Source organism: Cellulosimicrobium funkei (genome assembly GCF_001019615.1).
Lineage (GTDB): Bacteria > Actinomycetota > Actinomycetes > Actinomycetales > Cellulomonadaceae > Cellulosimicrobium > Cellulosimicrobium cellulans_E.
The window spans coordinates 1-15,515 of the sequence record NZ_JNBQ01000024.1 but is presented as its reverse complement, the minus strand read 5'-3'; the positions used below and the strand labels follow the sequence as shown (position 1 = coordinate 15,515).

The window sequence follows — 15,515 nt, the reverse complement described above, 5'->3', positions numbered from 1 at the left end:
TCGCAGACCGGTGTCATGCTCGGTGCGTGGAGCTCCCCGTCGCCTGGTCCGTCGTCCTGCTCGTCACCGCCGCGTGGAACCTGCTCATCTGGCCGCGGTTCCTCCAGCGCATCGCCAAGGACCCGCGCGCACGTGACGCCGACGGGCGCGCGACGCGCTTCCTCACGGTGCACGTCGCGCTCATCGCGGTCTCGCTCGTGCTGGCCCTGGCGGTCGGCGTGCTGGGCGTCCTCACGCTCGTCTGAGCCCGGCCAGCCGCTCCGGGTTGCGGAAGAGCAGGACGCGCACGACGCGCTCGCCGTCGTACTCGACGGTCGCGGCCATCGCGGGCTCCCCGCCGACGGTCCACACGCCGCCCAGAGCGCCGTTCACGAGCGCGGGCTCGAAGGCCATCGCCGTCGTCTCGGGCTTCGCCGAGAGACCCACGAGCATCCGCGCCACCTTGTCCGCACCCGTCACGGGCCGCAGGGCCGCGCGCGCCTTGCCGCCGCCGTCGCTCACCACGACGACGTCCGGCGCGAGGATCTCGACGAGCGCGGTCGTGTCTCCCGTCGCGCACGCGGCCATGAACCGCTCGACCGCCGCGCGCTGCGCGTCGTCGGGCGGGGTGAACCGCGGGCGCCGCGCCCGTACGTGCTCGCGCGCGCGGTGCACGGTCTGGCGCACGGCCTCGGGCGAGCGGTCGAGGCCGTCCGCGATCTCGTCGTAGGGGACGTCGAACACCTCGCGCAGCACGAACACGGCACGCTCGAGCGGGCTCAGCGTCTCCAGCACGACGAGCAGCGCCATCGACACGTCCTCCGCGCGCTCGACCTGCAGCGCGGCGTCCGGCGTCGTGAGGAGCGGGTCGGGCAGCCACGACCCCACGTACGTCTCGCGCCGCGTCCGCAGCGTGCGCAGCCGGTCGAGCGCGAGCCGTGTCGTGACGCGCACGAGGTAGGCGCGCGGGTCCAGGACGCCGGACCGGTCCGCCGACGACCAGCGCAGCCAGGCCTCCTGGACCACGTCCTCGGCGTCCGCGGCGGAGCCCGTCATCTCGTACGCGACCGTGAAGAGCAGGCGACGGTGCGTCGTGAACGGCGCGAGGGCCGCACCGGGACCGCGGGGCCCCGCGGCGCCGTCCGGCGGCGGGGACCCGGCGCTCTCGCTCACCCGGCCAGCCTGCCAGCCGTGCCTGCCGCGCGCAGCCCCCCGCCGAGCGGGACCTCGCACCGGTCGCTGAAGCCCTGGCTGGACAGTCCGAGGGCCGCGTTGATCCGGCTGCGCAGGTTCTCCAGCGCGACCAGGGCCGTGAGCTCGACGAACGCGGGCTCGCCCAGGTCGTCGACCAGCGCGGCCGCGAGCTCGTCCGTCACCGTCGGCGGGGTCGCGGTCGCCGCCTCGGCGTACTCGAGCACGCGCCGCTCGACGGCGCTGTACGCGTCGCTCTCGCGCCACGCGGGCACGTCGTGGAGCTTGCCGGGGTCGACGTCGCCGTGCTCCGACTCCCAGTAGCCGAAGTCGACGCACCACGAGCAGCCGATCTGCACCGCGGAGGCCATGACCGCGAGCGCCGAGAGCGTCGGGTCGAGCGTCCGCCAGCGCGCGACGCCCGCCTCGAGGACGCCGTACGTCGTCGCGACGCGCGGGTTGTGCCCGACGGCGGCGAGCGGCTCGAGCACGGCGCCGTACCGCCGCCGCGAGAGCGCGGCGAGCGTGCGGTTGAGCAGGGTCCGGGGCGGGTCGAGCGAGATGCGGGCCACGAGGGTCTCCTTCCGTCAGCCGGCGCGGTGCGCGCCGGTCGTGCGCGAGGTCGACCATCCAGACGCCCGCCGCGGGCCGCGCGTGACATGCCCGCGCGTGACCTGCGTCACGGCCGGTGGGCGCGCTTCTCGTTGCCGCGTCGGTAGTTCCCCGTCGCCCTGGCGAGCAGGAGCTGGACCTCGCCCTCGTCGTCGCGCGCCTCTGCCCGTTCCAGGGCCACGACGAGCCGGTCGGCCGCCGTCCCGGCGACGGTGACGACGACGCGCCCGCCGCGCGCGACCCGGACGCGACCGTCCTGGGTCACCTGGTGGTCGAACGGGTCGGGGAACGGGCCGGGATCGGTGCCGTCGCTCGCCATCCCGCCACGCTAGGGCGCGTCGGACGGGACGCGCACGGCCTTTTGCCCGGCGCGCGGCCGCACGAGGTTCGCGAGCGGCGAGTACCGGGGCACCCAGCGCGCGAGGGCCGCCGCGGACCCCGCGCCGAGCACCGACGTCGCCCAGAGCCCCGCCGCGAGCGACCCCAGTGCTGCCCCCGCCGAGAGCACGAGGGGCCCGAGCGCGTCGCCCGTGTCCTGGAAGAGGCGCCACACGCTGAGGAAGGTCGGGCGCACCTCTGCGGGTGCGACGTCGGCCCCCAGCGTCATGACGATGCCCGACCCCATCCCGTTGCCGACCCCGAGCAGTGCCGCGACGACGGTCACCGCGCCCACCGTGTGGGCGAAGGGCAGGAGCGCGAGCCCGGCGGCCATGGTGAGCATCGAGGGCACGGCCACCCACAGCCGTCCGAACCGGTCCATGACCTTGCCCGCCGGGTAGAACAGCAGCATGTCGAGCGCGCCGGAGACGCCGAAGATCAGCGACGTCACCTCCGCGTCCAGCCCGAGGTGCTCGCCCCAGAGCGGGATGACGGTCTGGCGCGCCCCGCGCACGGCGCTCACGAGGAGGATCGCGACGCCGAGCGTCGCGAAGAGGCGCCGGTGCTCGCGCGCCACGCCGGCGATGGTCACCCGCGGTCCTGCCGCGGGGCCGCGTGTCCGTACGCGGCCCGGCCCGTCCTGGGCCGCCGGCTCCGGGCGCACGACGGCGAGGACCGCCACCGCCGCCAGCGCGGCCACGGCGCCGAGCCAGTAGGCGCCGCGCACGTCCGTCGCCGCGATGACGGCCGCCCCCGCGAACGGACCGAGGAACAGCCCGATGCGGTGCACGCCCGCGAGCGTGGACAGGACGCGCGCCCGCCGCAGCGGCGGGGTGATCTCGGTGAGGTAGGCCTGACGGGCGAGGTTGAAGACGGCGGTCGACGCACCGAGGGCGAGGACGCCAGCAGCCAGTCCCCCGAGGTTCGGGCTGAGCGCGATCGTCGCGAACGCGACGACGGCGACGCCGCCCGCGAGCAGCATGGCCGCCCGGTCGCCGATCCGCTGCGCGAGCGCCCCGGCCGGGAGGTCGAACAGGATCTTGCCGATCGGGACGAGCGCGGCGACGAGCCCCGCGACGGTGAGGCTCGCCCCGCGTCCGGTCGCGGTGACCGCGACGACGGGCAGCATCGCCCCGATGCCGATCTCGAGGACGAGCGTCGGGACGAACGCGCCGAGGACGACGCTGCGCAGGGGGAAGAGCGGCGCGTCGGTGCCCGCGGGGGCGGTCACCGCACCTCCGCCGCGACCTCGACGCCCGACCGCTCGCCGTCGGGTCGCGTGACCTCGACGCCACGGCACGCGGGCGCGTCGGCGAGGAGCTCGAGGAGCTGGGGCGCCGCGGAGGCCCCGCTGTCCCAGCGCCCGGTCACGACGGAGACGACCCAGCTGGGCGCGCCGGCCTCGGGCAGCGCGAGCGTGACGAGGCGCTCCGCCTGAGGCTTCGCCGCGACGTGGCGCGGGACGAGCGCGATCCCGAGGCCCCGGTCGACGAGCTCGAGGAGCGTGTGCACGTCGTTGACCGAGCACCGCACGCGGCGGTGCACGCCGTGCGCGGCGCACGTGGCGTCGTTGACGGGACGCGCGCCCCACGACGGGTCGAAGTCGACGAACTCCTGGCCGGAGAGGTCGGCCCAGTCCACCCGGCCGCGCGTGGCGAGCGGGTGCTCGGGCGCGCATACGAGCACGAGCGGCTCGCTGCCCAGCACGGTCTGCGACAGCGATCCCAGGTGCTCGGTGGTGGCGACGAACGCGACGTCCAGGTCGCCCTCGCGCACGCGCGCGAGGAGGTCGTGCGAGCCGGCCTGCGCGAAGTGGATCTCCACCTGGGGGTAGCGGCGGTGGAAGCGCTCGAGCAGCGTGGTGACGTCGAGGACCCCGAGGCACTGCTCCGATCCCACGCGCAGCGAGCCGGACAGCGCGCGCGTCGCGCGGACGACCGCGTCGCGACCGGCGGCCGCCTGCGCGAGCATGGAGCGTGCGTGCGGCAGCAGCGCCAGGCCCGCCTCGGTGGGCTCGACGCGGCGCGTCGTGCGCGTGAACAGGCTCGCGCCGAGCTCCTCCTCGAGGCTGCGGACCGCGGCGGACAGGCCCGACTGGGAGACGCCGACGAGCTGCGCCGCGCGGGTGAACTGGCGCTCGTCCGCGAGCGCGACGAGGTACTCCATCTGCCGAAGATCCATTGACCACTCGCACTTCTCTATTTGACAACTACTAGTTGTTGGACTTCTAGATTATCGCTTCCTACGCTCGAGCAGTCCCGGTCCGTCGTCTCGCACTGCCCGGCGCTCCGCCCTCGCAGGCGGGCGACGACCCTTCCTACCCCTGAACCGTGAGGAAGTCCCCCATGCAGCAGCGCACTCTCGGATCCCGGACGGTCTCCGCGATCGGTCTCGGCGGCATGCCGATGTCGATCGAGGGCCGACCGGACGAGGCCCGGTCCGTCGCGACGGTCCACGCCGCGCTCGACGCCGGCGTCACGCTGATCGACACGGCCGACGCCTACCACCTGCACGCCGACGAGGTCGGGCACAACGAGGAGCTGATCGCCCGTGCCCTCCGTTCGTACGGCAGCGACACCTCCGACGTCCTCGTCGCGACCAAGGGCGGCCATCTGCGACCTGGCGACGGCACCTGGACCCGGAACGGAGACCCTGCCTACCTCAAGCGCGCCGCCAAGGAGTCGGCGCGCCGGCTCGGCGTCGACGCGATCGGGCTGTACCAGTTCCACCGCCCCGACCCCGAGGTCCCCTACACCGACTCGGTCGGCGCGCTCGTCGAGCTGCTCGACGAGGGCGTGATCCAGCAGGCCGGGATCTCGAACGCGGACGTCGGGCAGATCGACCTCGCGCACGACCTCCTGGGCGGCAGGCTCGCGTCCGTGCAGAACCAGTTCTCGCCGCGCTTCCGCTCCAGCCAGGGCGAGCTCGAGCACTGCGCGGCGCTCGGCGTCGCGTTCCTGCCGTGGAGCCCGCTCGGCGGGATCGCGAACGCCGCCGAGCTCGGCGCGCGCCACGCCGTGTTCCAGGACGTCGCCGACGCGCACGGCGTGAGCGTCTACCAGGTCACGCTCGCGTGGGAGCTCGCGCTCGCACCCGTCGTGATCCCCATCCCCGGCGCCTCGCGGCCGGAGTCGATCCGTGACTCCGCCGCCGCCGCAGACCTCGTCCTGACCCCGGAAGAGGTCGCGCGGCTCTCCGCCGCGTGACGACCGCCGGAACCCTCCCCACCCCCGCGAAGGAGCTCCACCGATGAAGACCTTCACCCTGCCCGGCACCGACCTGGTCGTGCCGGACGTCGTGCTCGGCCTGATGCGCATCCAGGACAAGACCGACGACGAGGTCCGCACCCTCGTGCGCACCGCACGGGACGCCGGCATCACGTTCCTCGACCACGCCGACGTGTACGGCTCCGAGCTCCACGGCTGCGAGCGTCGCTTCGCCGAGGCGCTCGACCTCTCCCTCGCCGAGCGCGCGGAGTGGGTCATCCAGTCCAAGGCCGGCATCGTGCCCGAGGGCCCGTACTTCGACTTCTCGTACGAGCACCTCGTCGCGTCCGTCGAGGGCTCGCTCGAGGCCCTGCGCACCGACTACCTCGACATCCTGCTGCTGCACCGCCCCGACGCCCTCGTCGAGCCCGAGGAGGTCGCGCGCGCGTTCGCCGACCTGCACGCCGCGGGCAAGGTGCGCGCGTTCGGGGTCTCGAACCACACGCCGGGCCAGATCGAGCTGCTGCGCCGGTACGTCGAGCAGCCGATCGTCGCGAACCAGCTCCAGCTCTCGATCACGCACGCGCCGATCGTCGCGCAGGGGGTCGCGTCGAACATGCAGGGCCTGGACCAGTCGATCAGCCGCGACAGCGGGATCCTCGACTACTGCCGCCTGCACGACATCACGGTCCAGGCGTGGTCGCCGTTCCAGGCGGGGTTCTTCACCGGCGTCTTCCTGGGCTCGGAGAAGTACCCCGAGCTCAACGCCGTGATCGACCGTCTCGCCGCCCGCTACGACGTCCCGCCCATCGCGATCGCGACCGCCTGGATCACGCGGCACCCGGCACGGATGCAGGTCGTGCTCGGCACGACGAGCCCCGAGCGCGTGGCGGGCGCGGCCCTCGGCTCGGAGGTGCCGCTCACGCGCGCGGAGTGGTACGAGCTGTTCCGCGCCGCTGGTTACACCGTCCCCTGACGCGCGTGCCCGGACGCTGGTGTCGGAGGTCACGCACCGGCCGTCCGGGCCGCCCTGCGGGGCGGTCTAGGCTCGTGCCGTGGCAACCTTCTCGGCAGTGACCCGGCAGCACATCCTCCAGGCGATCGCGGACTGGGACGACCGGGGCCGGGACGCGTTCCTCGGGGTCTACGGGTTCACCGCCGCCCCCGGCACCCCCCTCCTCCACGAGGACCGCGCGTACGACGCCCAGGCGATCCTCGGCGTCGCGCACCGGTACGCGACCGGCCGCGTCGCGACGGCCGAGGAGTTCCGCAACAGCCCCGTGAGCGTCGCGGACCTGCTGCGCAAGCGCGGCTTCGACGTGCCGGGCGCGGCGCCCGCAGCGCCGGCACCCGCGCGTCGGACCGCGGCGAAGGCCGCGACCGCGCCCCGCGCCCCGCGGCGCACGACGACGCCGCGTGCGTCCGAGCCCGAGAAGCCGCCGGCCGTGTGCCCCACGTGCTTCACGGTGCTGCCCGCGACGGGCATCTGCGACGACTGCGGCTGACCGGGTCTCCCCCGCGCACGACGAGGGGCGCCGTCCTTCCGGACGGCGCCCCTCGTCGTGCTGCGAGTGCCCGTGGAGGCCCCGGGAGACGGGGTCAGTTGACCTCGGACGGGTGCGCGCTCACGCGGCCCGAGCCGTCGCCCGTGTCGAGGGCGTCGATCGCCGCGACCTCGTCGGCCGTGAGCTCGAACCCGAAGAGGTCGAAGTTCTCCGCCATGCGCTCCTTGCGCGACGACTTGGGGAACACGATGAAACCGCGCTGCAGGTGCCAGCGCAGGACCGCCTGGGCGGGCGTCACGCCGTGGGCGGCCGCGGCGTCGACGACGGCCTGCCGCTCGAACAGCGGGTACTTGCCCTGGCCGAGCGGGCCCCACGCCTCGATCTTCATGCCGTTCGCGTCGGCCCACGCGAGCACGTCGCGCTGCTGGTAGGCCGGGTGCAGCTCGATCTGGTCGACGGCGGGGACCACGCCCGTGTCCGCGACGATCCGGTCGAGGTGCTCGGGCAGGTGGTTCGAGACGCCGATCGAGCGCGCCAGGCCGGCGTCGCGGATCTCGACGAGCTTGGCCCACGCGTTCGTGTACTGGTCCTGGGCGGGCGCCGGCCAGTGCGTGAGGTAGAGGTCGACGAACTCGAGGCCGAGCTTGTCCAGGCTCTCGCGGATCGCGTCGTGCGGCTGCTCGCCGGACTGACGGTCGTTCCACAGCTTGGTCGTGACGAAGAGCTCGTCGCGCGGGACGCCGCTCTTCGCGATCGCGGCGCCGACGCCCTCCTCGTTGCGGTAGATCGCGGCCGTGTCGATGTGGCGGTAGCCGACCTCGAGGGCCTCGCTCACGGCCTTCTCCGCCTCGTCCGGCGGGACGAGGAAGACGCCGAAGCCGAGCTGGGGGATGGTGTGACCGGAGTTGAGCGTCACGGTCGGGACAGAGGGAGCGGTCATGCCCTCCAGCCTAGGAACCGGCCGTCCAGGCGTCCAACGACTGCCGGGCATGCGACTCAGCGCTCGCGCTCATGAGTCCCTGACCTGCACGGCGAGATCCGGGCTGGACTTTGTAGATCACGGTTTGGTTACATGGGCGCGGTCCTGATCACGAACGAACCGGAGCGCACCATGTCCCGAGGCCGCCACAGCGCCGCACCCGCAGCGCCCGCGCGCTCCCTCCGGCTCCCTGCCCTGCCGTCGTTCCCCGCGCTCCCGGCGCGTGCCCTCAAGCTCCCGGCGCTCGCGCTCGTGGGGCTGCTCGGCGCAGGCGTCGTCGGCGCGGGCCCCCAGCCCGCCGAGGGGAACCCGGATCTCGCACCGCTGAGCGTCGAGCCGGCGTCCGGGACGACGGTCGACCGCGGCACCGGCGCCGCCAGCCGCTCCGCCGAGCGCGTCGCTCCCCCGGCGGCGACCCAGGAGTCCCCGGTCGTCGAGACCGCGGCGAAGATCACGGTGGTCCCTGCCGCCGAGGTGGCACCGCCGGCCCCGGTCGTCCCCGTCGCCACCGGTCAGCTCTGGACCACCGACGCCGTCAACGTCCGCACCGGGCCGTCGGCCGACGCCGGGCGCGTCGCGACCGCCGCGTTCGCCACCGCCGTCGACGTCACCGGCGCCACCGAGGGCGAGTGGAGCCAGGTCGTCTGGGACGGGGCCGCGGCCTGGATCAAGTCGAGCTTCCTCGCGGACTCCCAGCCCGAGGCGCCGGCGGCGACCGCCGCGAGCGGCGGCGGGTCGAGCGCGAGCGGCATCTCCGACGCCGCCTGCTCGGTGAGCTCCGGGATCGAGTCGTCGCTCCAGTCCAACGCCCGCGCGGTCTACCGTGCGGTGTGCGCGATCTTCCCGCAGGTGACCTCCTACGGCGGGATCCGCCCGGGCGACAGCGGCGACCACGGCACCGGCCGCGCCCTGGACATCATGATCACGGGCGAGACGGGCTGGGAGATCGCCCGCTACCTCCAGGCCAACGCCGGGGCGCTGGGGATCACGTACCTCATCTACCAGCAGCAGATCTGGATGGCTGGAGACCCCGCGAGCGCGTGGTCCGGCATGGAGGACCGCGGCGGCACGACCGCCAACCACTTCGACCACGTGCACGTCAGCACGTCCTAGGTTCCGCCGCCACCCGTCACGGCACGACGTTCGAGAACAGCCTCCTGCCGAGACCTTCCACGTCCGACCCGTCCCGGGTCAGGCCCACGTAGCCGCTGCGCTCGACCACGAAGACGTCGGACGGGACTGCTGCCGTCAGCCGCGACACCCACGAGCGCTCGTGGCGGAGCACGACCACCTGGACGCCGTCGGCGAGCAGCCGCAGCACGACGTCGACGAGCCCGGGGTGCGCGGGCAGCGGAACGGTACCGTCCTCGCCGTCGTACCCGGAGTCCTCAGGAGCCGACCCGCCGGAGAGCTTGAGCGACCTCAGGTGCGGCAGCCGCGAGAGGAACGCGCCGTCTGCGCCGTCGAGGCTCAGCGACAGCCGCTCGACGGCGGTGCCTCGCAGCGCGGTGAGGTCGGCACCCCGGGTCGTGCCGAGCAGGTGCAGCTCGGTGAGCCCGGGCAGCTGTGACAGCGCCTCGACGCCCGTGACGCCGGCGGCACAGGCGACGTTCACGTGCAGCCGCCGGAGCGCGGTGCACTCCGCCAGGGGCGCGAGGTCGGCGCGCTCGGTGAGGATCACGCCGAGCCCCGTGAGCCCCTGCACGGCGCCGATCCCCTCGAGCGTGGAGCACGCACCGAGCTGGAGCATGGTGTCTTCCGGGCGGAACATCGTCGCGGCGAACGCCCGCCGGTCGAACCTCCCCCACGCGCGGTGCAGCTCCGCCAGCTCGACGTCGGGATAGCCGTCGCGCGCGTACCCGGCGAGCACGTCGAGCGCCGCGGGGGTCCCGATGCTCCCCAGCGCCCGGAAGGCCACCCGCCGCTCGGCCGCCCGCTGCCCCGGGCGTGCCGCGAACCACCGGGGGTCCGCGCCAGGGTGCACCGCGAGCCACGACGCCACCTGCGCCACCTTCTCGGGGAGCGCCGGGACGTCGTTCCCTGCGGGCGCAGGCGACGAGCCAGGAGCCTCAGCCGAGGCGGACGCAGCAGGCGAGGCAGGCGCGGACCCCAGCGCCGCCGCGTGCTTCGCGGCCGCCCGGCGGATCGTCGCGATCTTCGGAGCGCCCCGCTCTGCCGTGTCGGCCGGGAGCCGGTCGAGGACGGTCACGTCCGCCCGGGCCGCCAACGCGAGGAGCGCCCAGAGCGTCCGCGCATCGAGCGCCTCGGCGAGGCTCGACGCGTCGAGACCGGCGAGCGCCCCGAGGTCCGGGTCGTCGAACACCCGCAGCGCGGCTCGTTCCAAGGCGGGGTCACTCGGGAGGCGCACGGCCCCCTTGATGGCGTTCGGCTGGTTCGAGTACCGGTCGAACCGGGTCAGCACCTGCTCGGCGCGTGCTGCGCCGATCGCGTCCGCCACCACGGCGAGGACGCCTGTCGAACCCGGCATGCGCGCCTCCGCTTCCCGTCGAGACCGCCCGGCCGCCGGACGGCAGGACGGGCGGGGCCGACCCTACCGGCCAGCCCTCACGGCCGCCGAGGCGCGCCGAGCAGGAGAGCGAGAGCCACGACCCGACGCAGCGCAGAGACGACGAAAGCGGGGCGCCGATGAACGACGCCCCGCTTCGATCCGGTGGAGCTGAGGGGACTCGAACCCCTGACCCCCTGCATGCCATGCAGGTGCGCTACCAGCTGCGCCACAGCCCCGTGGATCTGCGAAGATCCTGGTCAAACACTGGATGAACACTCCCCCGGCCGGTTTCCCGTCCTGCGGAGCGTCGCTAGTCTACGCAGAAACCGGCTCCAGATTCCAATCCGGTCCCGCGTTCCACTCGTCGAGGGGGAACCCGGCACCGACGTTGTGCGCCACGAGGCGCCACCCGGGCGTCGCGGCGGGTGCGGAACGGTGCAGGTGGGACCAGTGGACGTTGTGCAGCCCGGAGATCCCGCGCCAGCCCTCCGGGTCCAGCCCGAGCAGCGCGGTGACGGCGAGCGTGATCGCGGCGCCGTGGGACACGACGACGAGCGTGTCGTCCTTCTCGAGGGACTCGACGTGCTCGGTGACGGCCTCCACGAGGCGCGCGGCGACGGCGGCCTTGGTCTCGGCGCCCGCGCGCGTGGGCTCCTCGCCCCGGCGCCACGCCGCGTACTCCTCGGGCCAGCGGTCCGCGATCTCCGGGCCCGTGAGCCCCTCCCACTCCCCGAAGCCGCGCTCGCGCAGCCGAGGGTCGAGCTGGACGTCCGCGCCGATCGCACCGGCGTACGCGCGAGCGGTGTCGGCGGCGCGCACGAGGTCGGACGCGACGACGCGCGTCGCGCGGTGCGCGCTGGCGAGCGCCTTCGCGCCGTGCTCGGCCTGCCACTGCCCGACGCCGTCGAGCGGGATGTCGACCTGGCCCTGCAGGCGCATCGCGGCGTTGTACGCCGTGCGGCCGTGGCGCAGGAGGACGAGCGTGCCGGCGGTCACGCCAGGGGCTCCCCCGAGAGGCGGATGGCGCCGTCGCCGCGGGTCGTGTCGTCGGCGTCGTCGGCCGTGCCGTCGCCGCCGCGCGCGTCCTCGGGGAGCTCGACGACGGGGCAGTCCTTCCACAGGCGCTCGAGCGCGTAGTAGACGCGGTCCTCGGAGTGCTGCACGTGCACGACGACGTCGCCGAAGTCGATGAGGACCCAGCGGGCCTCCTGCTTGCCCTCACGTCGGATCGGCTTGGAGCCCGCCTTGTACATCGCCTCCTCGACCGCGTCGACGATCGCCGAGACCTGGCGCTCGCTCGACCCGGAGGCGATGAGGAACACGTCCGTGAGGACGAGCTGCTCGCTCACGTCGAGCGCGATGATCTCCTCGGCCTTGCGGTCGGACGCCGCCCGCGCCGCGATGACGGCGAGCTCTACGGCTCGTTCGGTGGCAGTCACGTGTCTCCGTTCGTGGTGCGGCCGCTCAGCGGCCGGTGTCGAGGGTGCCGGGGTCGTCCCACGTCGACACGGCGGTCGCCGACGCGCTCGTGTCCTCGGTGGCGAGGCCCGGGTCGTCGCGCGAGACGAGCGTCCACACGAGCAGGCCGAGGACGAACGCCACGGCCACGAGGATGAGGTAGTGCAGCCACGTGTACGAGGGGCCGCGCGGCTCGTCGTCGAGGTCGTCGTCCGCCTCGTCGTCGAGCTCGTCCGCGCGGGCGCGCACACGGGGGAAGAGGTCGTCGGACGGGCCGCTCGCGGCGGCGGGCGCCGCGGCCGGCTGCTCGCGCACGCCGCCGAAGGGCGAGGCGGGCTCGCGACCCGCGCTCGCCGGCTCAGGCGCCGAGCCCGACGTGATCGCCGACCACGGGAGCGCGGCCCCGGGAGTCTCGGCGGGCGGGGCCGCCGCGGGCGGAGCCGCCGGCCGCGCGGCAGCGGGCGTGCGCTCGGGCGCGGGCGCCGCGGTCGCTCCCCACGGCGACGGGGCGGGTGCCGGAGCAGGCGTGGCGGGAGGCGCGGCAGGTCCCGCGGCCGGGGCCGAGAAGGCCGACAGCCGCTGCGGCTGGGCGGGCGGCGCCTCGGGCGCTCCGACCCGGCCCACCGGCGCGGAACCGAACCCGCCCACGGGGGCGGACGGCGTCGGGGGTCGGACGGGGCCGGTAGCGCCCGGCACGGTGGGCCGCGGCGTGCCCGCCGGGGGGCGAGAGCTCGTGCGCGTCGGCACGACGGGGGTCGGGGCCGGCGGGCGGATCGCGACGCGCTCCGCGGTCTCCTGCACCGGGGTGAGGCGACCCGTCTCGTCGAGACCGCGCATGCCGCCCGAGGCGGCCGGCGGGCGGACGACGGACGGCTGCGACGGATAGTCCGTCGGACCGGTCGTCTCGCGCAGGGTGCGGCGCGACGGCGGCGGTGTCGCCGGAGCAGCGGGCCGCGCCGGGGCGGGCTGCTGCCACCCACCGGCACCGGGCGCCGGCGCGGGTGGAGGCGTGCCGGGCTGCGCGGACCGCTCGGCCGCGGCCGCCTGCTCGCGCTCGCGCATCTCGCGCCGCGTGAGGGGGCGGACGGGCTGCATGTTGCTGCCGTTGTCACTCATCGTGCTGACCTCGATACAAACCGTGCTTGGCGATGTACTGGACCACGCCGTCCGGAACCAGGTACCACACCGGCTGGCCCGCCTCCGCACGCCGACGGCAGTCCGTCGACGAGATGGCGAGGGCCGGGACCTCGAGCATGGTGACCACGCCCGGCGGCAGACCCTCGACGCTCAGGCTGTGGCCCGGGCGGGAGACAGCCACGAAGTGTGCCATCTTCCACAGCTCGTCGGCATCCTTCCAGGTCAGGATCTGCTCGATCGCGTCCGCACCCGTGATGAAGAACAGCTCCGCGTCCGGACGCGCGGCCCGCAGGTCGCGCAGCGTGTCGACCGTGAAGGTCAGTCCCGGCCGGTCGACGTCGACCCGGCTCACCGTGAACCGCGGGTTCGAGGCGGTCGCGATGACCGTCATGAGGTACCGGTGCTCGGCCGGGCTGACGCTCTGGTGCTGCTTGAACGACGGCTTGCCCGTGGGGACGAACACGACCTCGTCGAGGTCGAACCGCGCCGCGGCCTCGCTCGCCGCGACGAGGTGGCCGTGGTGGATGGGGTCGAACGTGCCACCCATCACCCCCAGGCGGGGACGGCGGGGGCTCATCGGGGCGTCATCGGTCGCGGGCGCTTCCGTCGTTCGCTACCGGTCAGTGCCGCGTGCCGACGCTGCGGAACGCGTAGGTCACGAGCAGCAGGGCCACGAGCCCGCCGAACCCGAGCAGCCCGTAGGCGAGCGGCGGGATGGGCAGGTGCGACGCGGCCTCGGCGCCTTCCTCGGCGGCCAGCACGACGGCAGAGATCACGACGTCCTCCTCGAAGGTCGTCCCCGGGGCGGACGGTGTCGTGCCGCGGTCCGGGGTGGTGCGGTGGATCGGTACGCCCGCCGGGACCGGCCCGACGGCGGACCGGACGGGCTCCGGTCGCCGACCAGTCTCTCACGACCGCCCGGCGGCCTGGTCCGGCAGGTATCAGGTACTTGCCGACGAACCGCTCGTCACGGACGAACGTGACCGTCGCCGTGCACGACCCATTTCGTCGTCGTCAGCTCGGCCAGGCCCATCGGGCCGCGCGCGTGGAGCTTCTGCGTCGAGATGCCGATCTCCGCGCCGAGGCCGAACTGGCCGCCGTCGGTGAACCGCGTCGAGGCGTTGACCATGATCGCGGCCGAGTCGAGCTCGGCGACGAACCGCTCCGAGGACGCGAGGTCGCGCGTGACGATCGCCTCGGTGTGCCCGGACGTCCACGTGCGCACGTGCTCGATCGCGGCGTCGAGGTCGTCGACGACGCGCACCGCGATCTCGGGCGCGAGGTACTCGGTCGCCCAGTCCTCGTCGGTGGCCGCGAGCACCTCGGTGCCCTCGGGCGCGAGACCGGCCGTGCGGTCGTCGCCGTGCACCACGACGCCCGCCGCGGTGAGCGCGGCGAGGGCGGCGGGCAGGAAGTCCTGTGCGGCGTCCGCGTGGACCAGGAGCGTCTCCGCGGCGTTGCACACGCCCACGCGCTGCGTCTTGGCGTTGAGCAGGATCTCGAGCGCCATGGCCCGGTCCGCGCTCGCGTCGACGTACACGTGGACGTTGCCGACGCCGGTCTCGATGACGGGGACGGTCGACTCGCGGACCACCGTGCGGATGAGGTCGGCCCCGCCGCGCGGCACGAGCACGTCGACGAGCCCGCGCGCGTGCATGAGCGCGACGGCGCCCGGCCGCCCGTGACGGTCGATCGACTGCACGAGGTCGCCCGGCAGGCCCTGCGCCTCGAGCGCGCGAGAGAGCACGCCCACGATCACCTCGTTGGAGCTCGCCGCCGCCGACCCGCCGCGCAGGATCACGGCGTTGCCGCTCTTCAGCGCGAGCCCCGCGGCGTCGACGGTGACGTTGGGCCGCGCCTCGTAGATCATGCCGACGACGCCCATGGGCACGCGCAGCTGGCGCAGGCGCAGCCCGTTCGGCAGCGTCGAGCCACGCACGACCTCTCCGACCGGGTCCGGCAGACCCGCGAGGGCGCGCAGCGCGTCGGCGATCGCGGCGATGCGCGGGCCGTCGAGCGCGAGGCGGTCGAGCAGGCCCTCGCTCATCCCGTTCGTGCGTTCGCGCTCGAGGTCGACGGCGTTCGCGGCCACGATCTCGTCCGTCGCCGCGACGAGCGCGTCGGCGAGCGCGAGGAGGGCGGCGTCCTTGGTCGCGCGCGTGGCCGTGGCCAGCGTGCGCGAGGCGACCTTGGCGCGGCGCGCGACGTCCTCGACGGCGGTCGCGACGTCGGTCGTGGCACCCGCTGCGGCGTGACCTGCGGGCTGGGGCTCGGCGGCGCCCGCGACGACGGGCGCGTCCTCGGTGGTGGTCATGGACCGAGCCTACGTCGGTCGACCGTGCGCCGGGGGCGCCGTCCGACGACCGGTCAGCGCGCTCGCTTGCGGACGAGGACGAGGTCGTCGCGGTGCACGACCTCGCGGTCGTAGCCCTCGCCCAGCTCGGCGCGCAGCTCGGCGGTGGACCGGCCCAGGAGGTCGGGGATGTCGCGGGACTCGAACGCGACGAGCCCGCGGGCGACCACGCGCCCGTCCGACGTCACGAGCTCGACCGGGTCCCCGG

Annotated in this window: 19 protein-coding genes and 1 tRNA gene; 5 read left to right on the top strand and 15 right to left on the bottom strand. The window is 74.6% G+C overall.

Going from position 1 to position 15,515, the window contains the following annotated elements:
• Nucleotides 1-26: 26 nt before the first annotated feature.
• The gene (locus FB00_RS14815) at nucleotides 27-245 is read left to right on the top strand and encodes an SCO4848 family membrane protein (protein ID WP_047233704.1); all 219 of its coding nucleotides are present in this window, start codon (nucleotides 27-29) and stop codon (nucleotides 243-245) included.
• Here FB00_RS14815 and FB00_RS14810 read toward each other — a convergent pair.
• The 5 genes from FB00_RS14810 to FB00_RS14790 all read right to left on the bottom strand — a co-directional run bounded on the left by FB00_RS14810 (nucleotide 232) and on the right by FB00_RS14790 (nucleotide 4,341).
• On the bottom strand, nucleotides 232-1,152 hold the full coding sequence (locus FB00_RS14810) for an RNA polymerase sigma-70 factor (RefSeq protein ID WP_082141358.1): 921 nt from the start codon (nucleotides 1,150-1,152) through the stop codon (nucleotides 232-234). The genes FB00_RS14815 and FB00_RS14810 overlap by 14 nt on opposite strands.
• A complete protein-coding gene (locus FB00_RS14805) occupies nucleotides 1,149-1,742 on the bottom strand; it encodes a carboxymuconolactone decarboxylase family protein (protein ID WP_047233703.1) in 594 nt (197 codons plus the stop codon). The genes FB00_RS14810 and FB00_RS14805 overlap by 4 nt, the downstream gene beginning before the upstream one ends.
• Nucleotides 1,743-1,849: 107 nt before the next feature.
• Nucleotides 1,850-2,101 (bottom strand): hypothetical protein, encoded by a 252-nt coding sequence (locus FB00_RS14800; RefSeq protein ID WP_047233702.1) that lies wholly within the window; start codon nucleotides 2,099-2,101, stop codon nucleotides 1,850-1,852.
• A 9-nt stretch (nucleotides 2,102-2,110) separates the two neighbouring features.
• Nucleotides 2,111-3,391 carry an MFS transporter gene (locus FB00_RS14795; protein WP_047233701.1) on the bottom strand — a complete coding sequence of 427 codons (1,281 nt, stop codon included), beginning with the start codon at nucleotides 3,389-3,391 and terminating at the stop codon, nucleotides 2,111-2,113.
• On the bottom strand, nucleotides 3,388-4,341 hold the full coding sequence (locus FB00_RS14790) for a LysR family transcriptional regulator (protein WP_082141357.1): 954 nt from the start codon (nucleotides 4,339-4,341) through the stop codon (nucleotides 3,388-3,390). The genes FB00_RS14795 and FB00_RS14790 overlap by 4 nt, the downstream gene beginning before the upstream one ends.
• A gap of 164 nt (nucleotides 4,342-4,505) precedes the next feature.
• Here FB00_RS14790 and FB00_RS14785 point away from each other — a divergent pair, with 164 nt between their 5' ends.
• From FB00_RS14785 to FB00_RS14775, 3 genes are all read left to right on the top strand, one after another.
• Nucleotides 4,506-5,366, top strand: coding sequence for an aldo/keto reductase (locus FB00_RS14785; protein ID WP_047233700.1), 861 nt, complete (start codon nucleotides 4,506-4,508; stop codon nucleotides 5,364-5,366).
• A gap of 43 nt (nucleotides 5,367-5,409) precedes the next feature.
• Nucleotides 5,410-6,342: an aldo/keto reductase gene (locus FB00_RS14780; protein ID WP_047233699.1), complete on the top strand. Its 933-nt coding sequence runs from the start codon at nucleotides 5,410-5,412 to the stop codon at nucleotides 6,340-6,342.
• Between the two features lie 79 nt (nucleotides 6,343-6,421).
• Complete coding sequence (locus FB00_RS14775) at nucleotides 6,422-6,871, top strand: hypothetical protein (protein WP_047233698.1); 450 nt, start codon at nucleotides 6,422-6,424, stop codon at nucleotides 6,869-6,871.
• 94 nt (nucleotides 6,872-6,965) lie between these two features.
• On the opposite strand, the gene FB00_RS14770 is transcribed toward FB00_RS14775, so the two are convergent.
• A complete protein-coding gene (locus FB00_RS14770) occupies nucleotides 6,966-7,811 on the bottom strand; it encodes an aldo/keto reductase (RefSeq protein ID WP_047233697.1) in 846 nt (281 codons plus the stop codon).
• A 171-nt stretch (nucleotides 7,812-7,982) separates the two neighbouring features.
• Between FB00_RS14770 and FB00_RS21240 the strand changes: the two genes are divergently transcribed.
• Complete coding sequence (locus FB00_RS21240) at nucleotides 7,983-8,963, top strand: SH3 domain-containing protein (RefSeq protein ID WP_156186425.1); 981 nt, start codon at nucleotides 7,983-7,985, stop codon at nucleotides 8,961-8,963.
• 16 nt (nucleotides 8,964-8,979) lie between these two features.
• Here the strand turns inward: FB00_RS21240 and FB00_RS14760 are convergent, their stop codons facing one another.
• From FB00_RS14760 to FB00_RS22400, 9 genes are all read right to left on the bottom strand, one after another.
• Nucleotides 8,980-10,338, bottom strand: a complete 1,359-nt coding sequence (locus FB00_RS14760; RefSeq protein ID WP_047233696.1) for a hypothetical protein — start codon at nucleotides 10,336-10,338, stop codon at nucleotides 8,980-8,982.
• 184 nt (nucleotides 10,339-10,522) lie between these two features.
• Nucleotides 10,523-10,595, bottom strand: a tRNA-Ala gene (locus FB00_RS14755).
• 79 nt (nucleotides 10,596-10,674) lie between these two features.
• On the bottom strand, nucleotides 10,675-11,355 hold the full coding sequence (locus FB00_RS14750) for a histidine phosphatase family protein (RefSeq protein WP_047233695.1): 681 nt from the start codon (nucleotides 11,353-11,355) through the stop codon (nucleotides 10,675-10,677).
• A complete protein-coding gene (gene rsfS / locus FB00_RS14745) occupies nucleotides 11,352-11,798 on the bottom strand; it encodes a ribosome silencing factor (protein ID WP_047233694.1) in 447 nt (148 codons plus the stop codon). The genes FB00_RS14750 and rsfS overlap by 4 nt, the downstream gene beginning before the upstream one ends.
• A 25-nt stretch (nucleotides 11,799-11,823) precedes the next feature.
• Complete coding sequence (locus FB00_RS14740; RefSeq protein WP_156186424.1) at nucleotides 11,824-12,933, bottom strand: hypothetical protein; 1,110 nt, start codon at nucleotides 12,931-12,933, stop codon at nucleotides 11,824-11,826.
• Nucleotides 12,926-13,531, bottom strand: coding sequence for a nicotinate-nucleotide adenylyltransferase (gene nadD / locus FB00_RS14735; protein WP_047233692.1), 606 nt, complete (start codon nucleotides 13,529-13,531; stop codon nucleotides 12,926-12,928). The genes FB00_RS14740 and nadD overlap by 8 nt, the downstream gene beginning before the upstream one ends.
• A gap of 43 nt (nucleotides 13,532-13,574) precedes the next feature.
• The gene (locus tag FB00_RS22405; RefSeq protein ID WP_021483496.1) at nucleotides 13,575-13,730 is read right to left on the bottom strand and encodes a hypothetical protein; all 156 of its coding nucleotides are present in this window, start codon (nucleotides 13,728-13,730) and stop codon (nucleotides 13,575-13,577) included.
• A 191-nt stretch (nucleotides 13,731-13,921) separates the two neighbouring features.
• Nucleotides 13,922-15,268 (bottom strand): glutamate-5-semialdehyde dehydrogenase, encoded by a 1,347-nt coding sequence (locus FB00_RS14730; protein WP_047233691.1) that lies wholly within the window; start codon nucleotides 15,266-15,268, stop codon nucleotides 13,922-13,924.
• Nucleotides 15,269-15,321: 53 nt separating this feature from the next.
• A partial coding sequence (locus tag FB00_RS22400) for a PUA domain-containing protein (protein WP_047233690.1) occupies nucleotides 15,322-15,515 on the bottom strand: 194 nt, incomplete at its 5' end.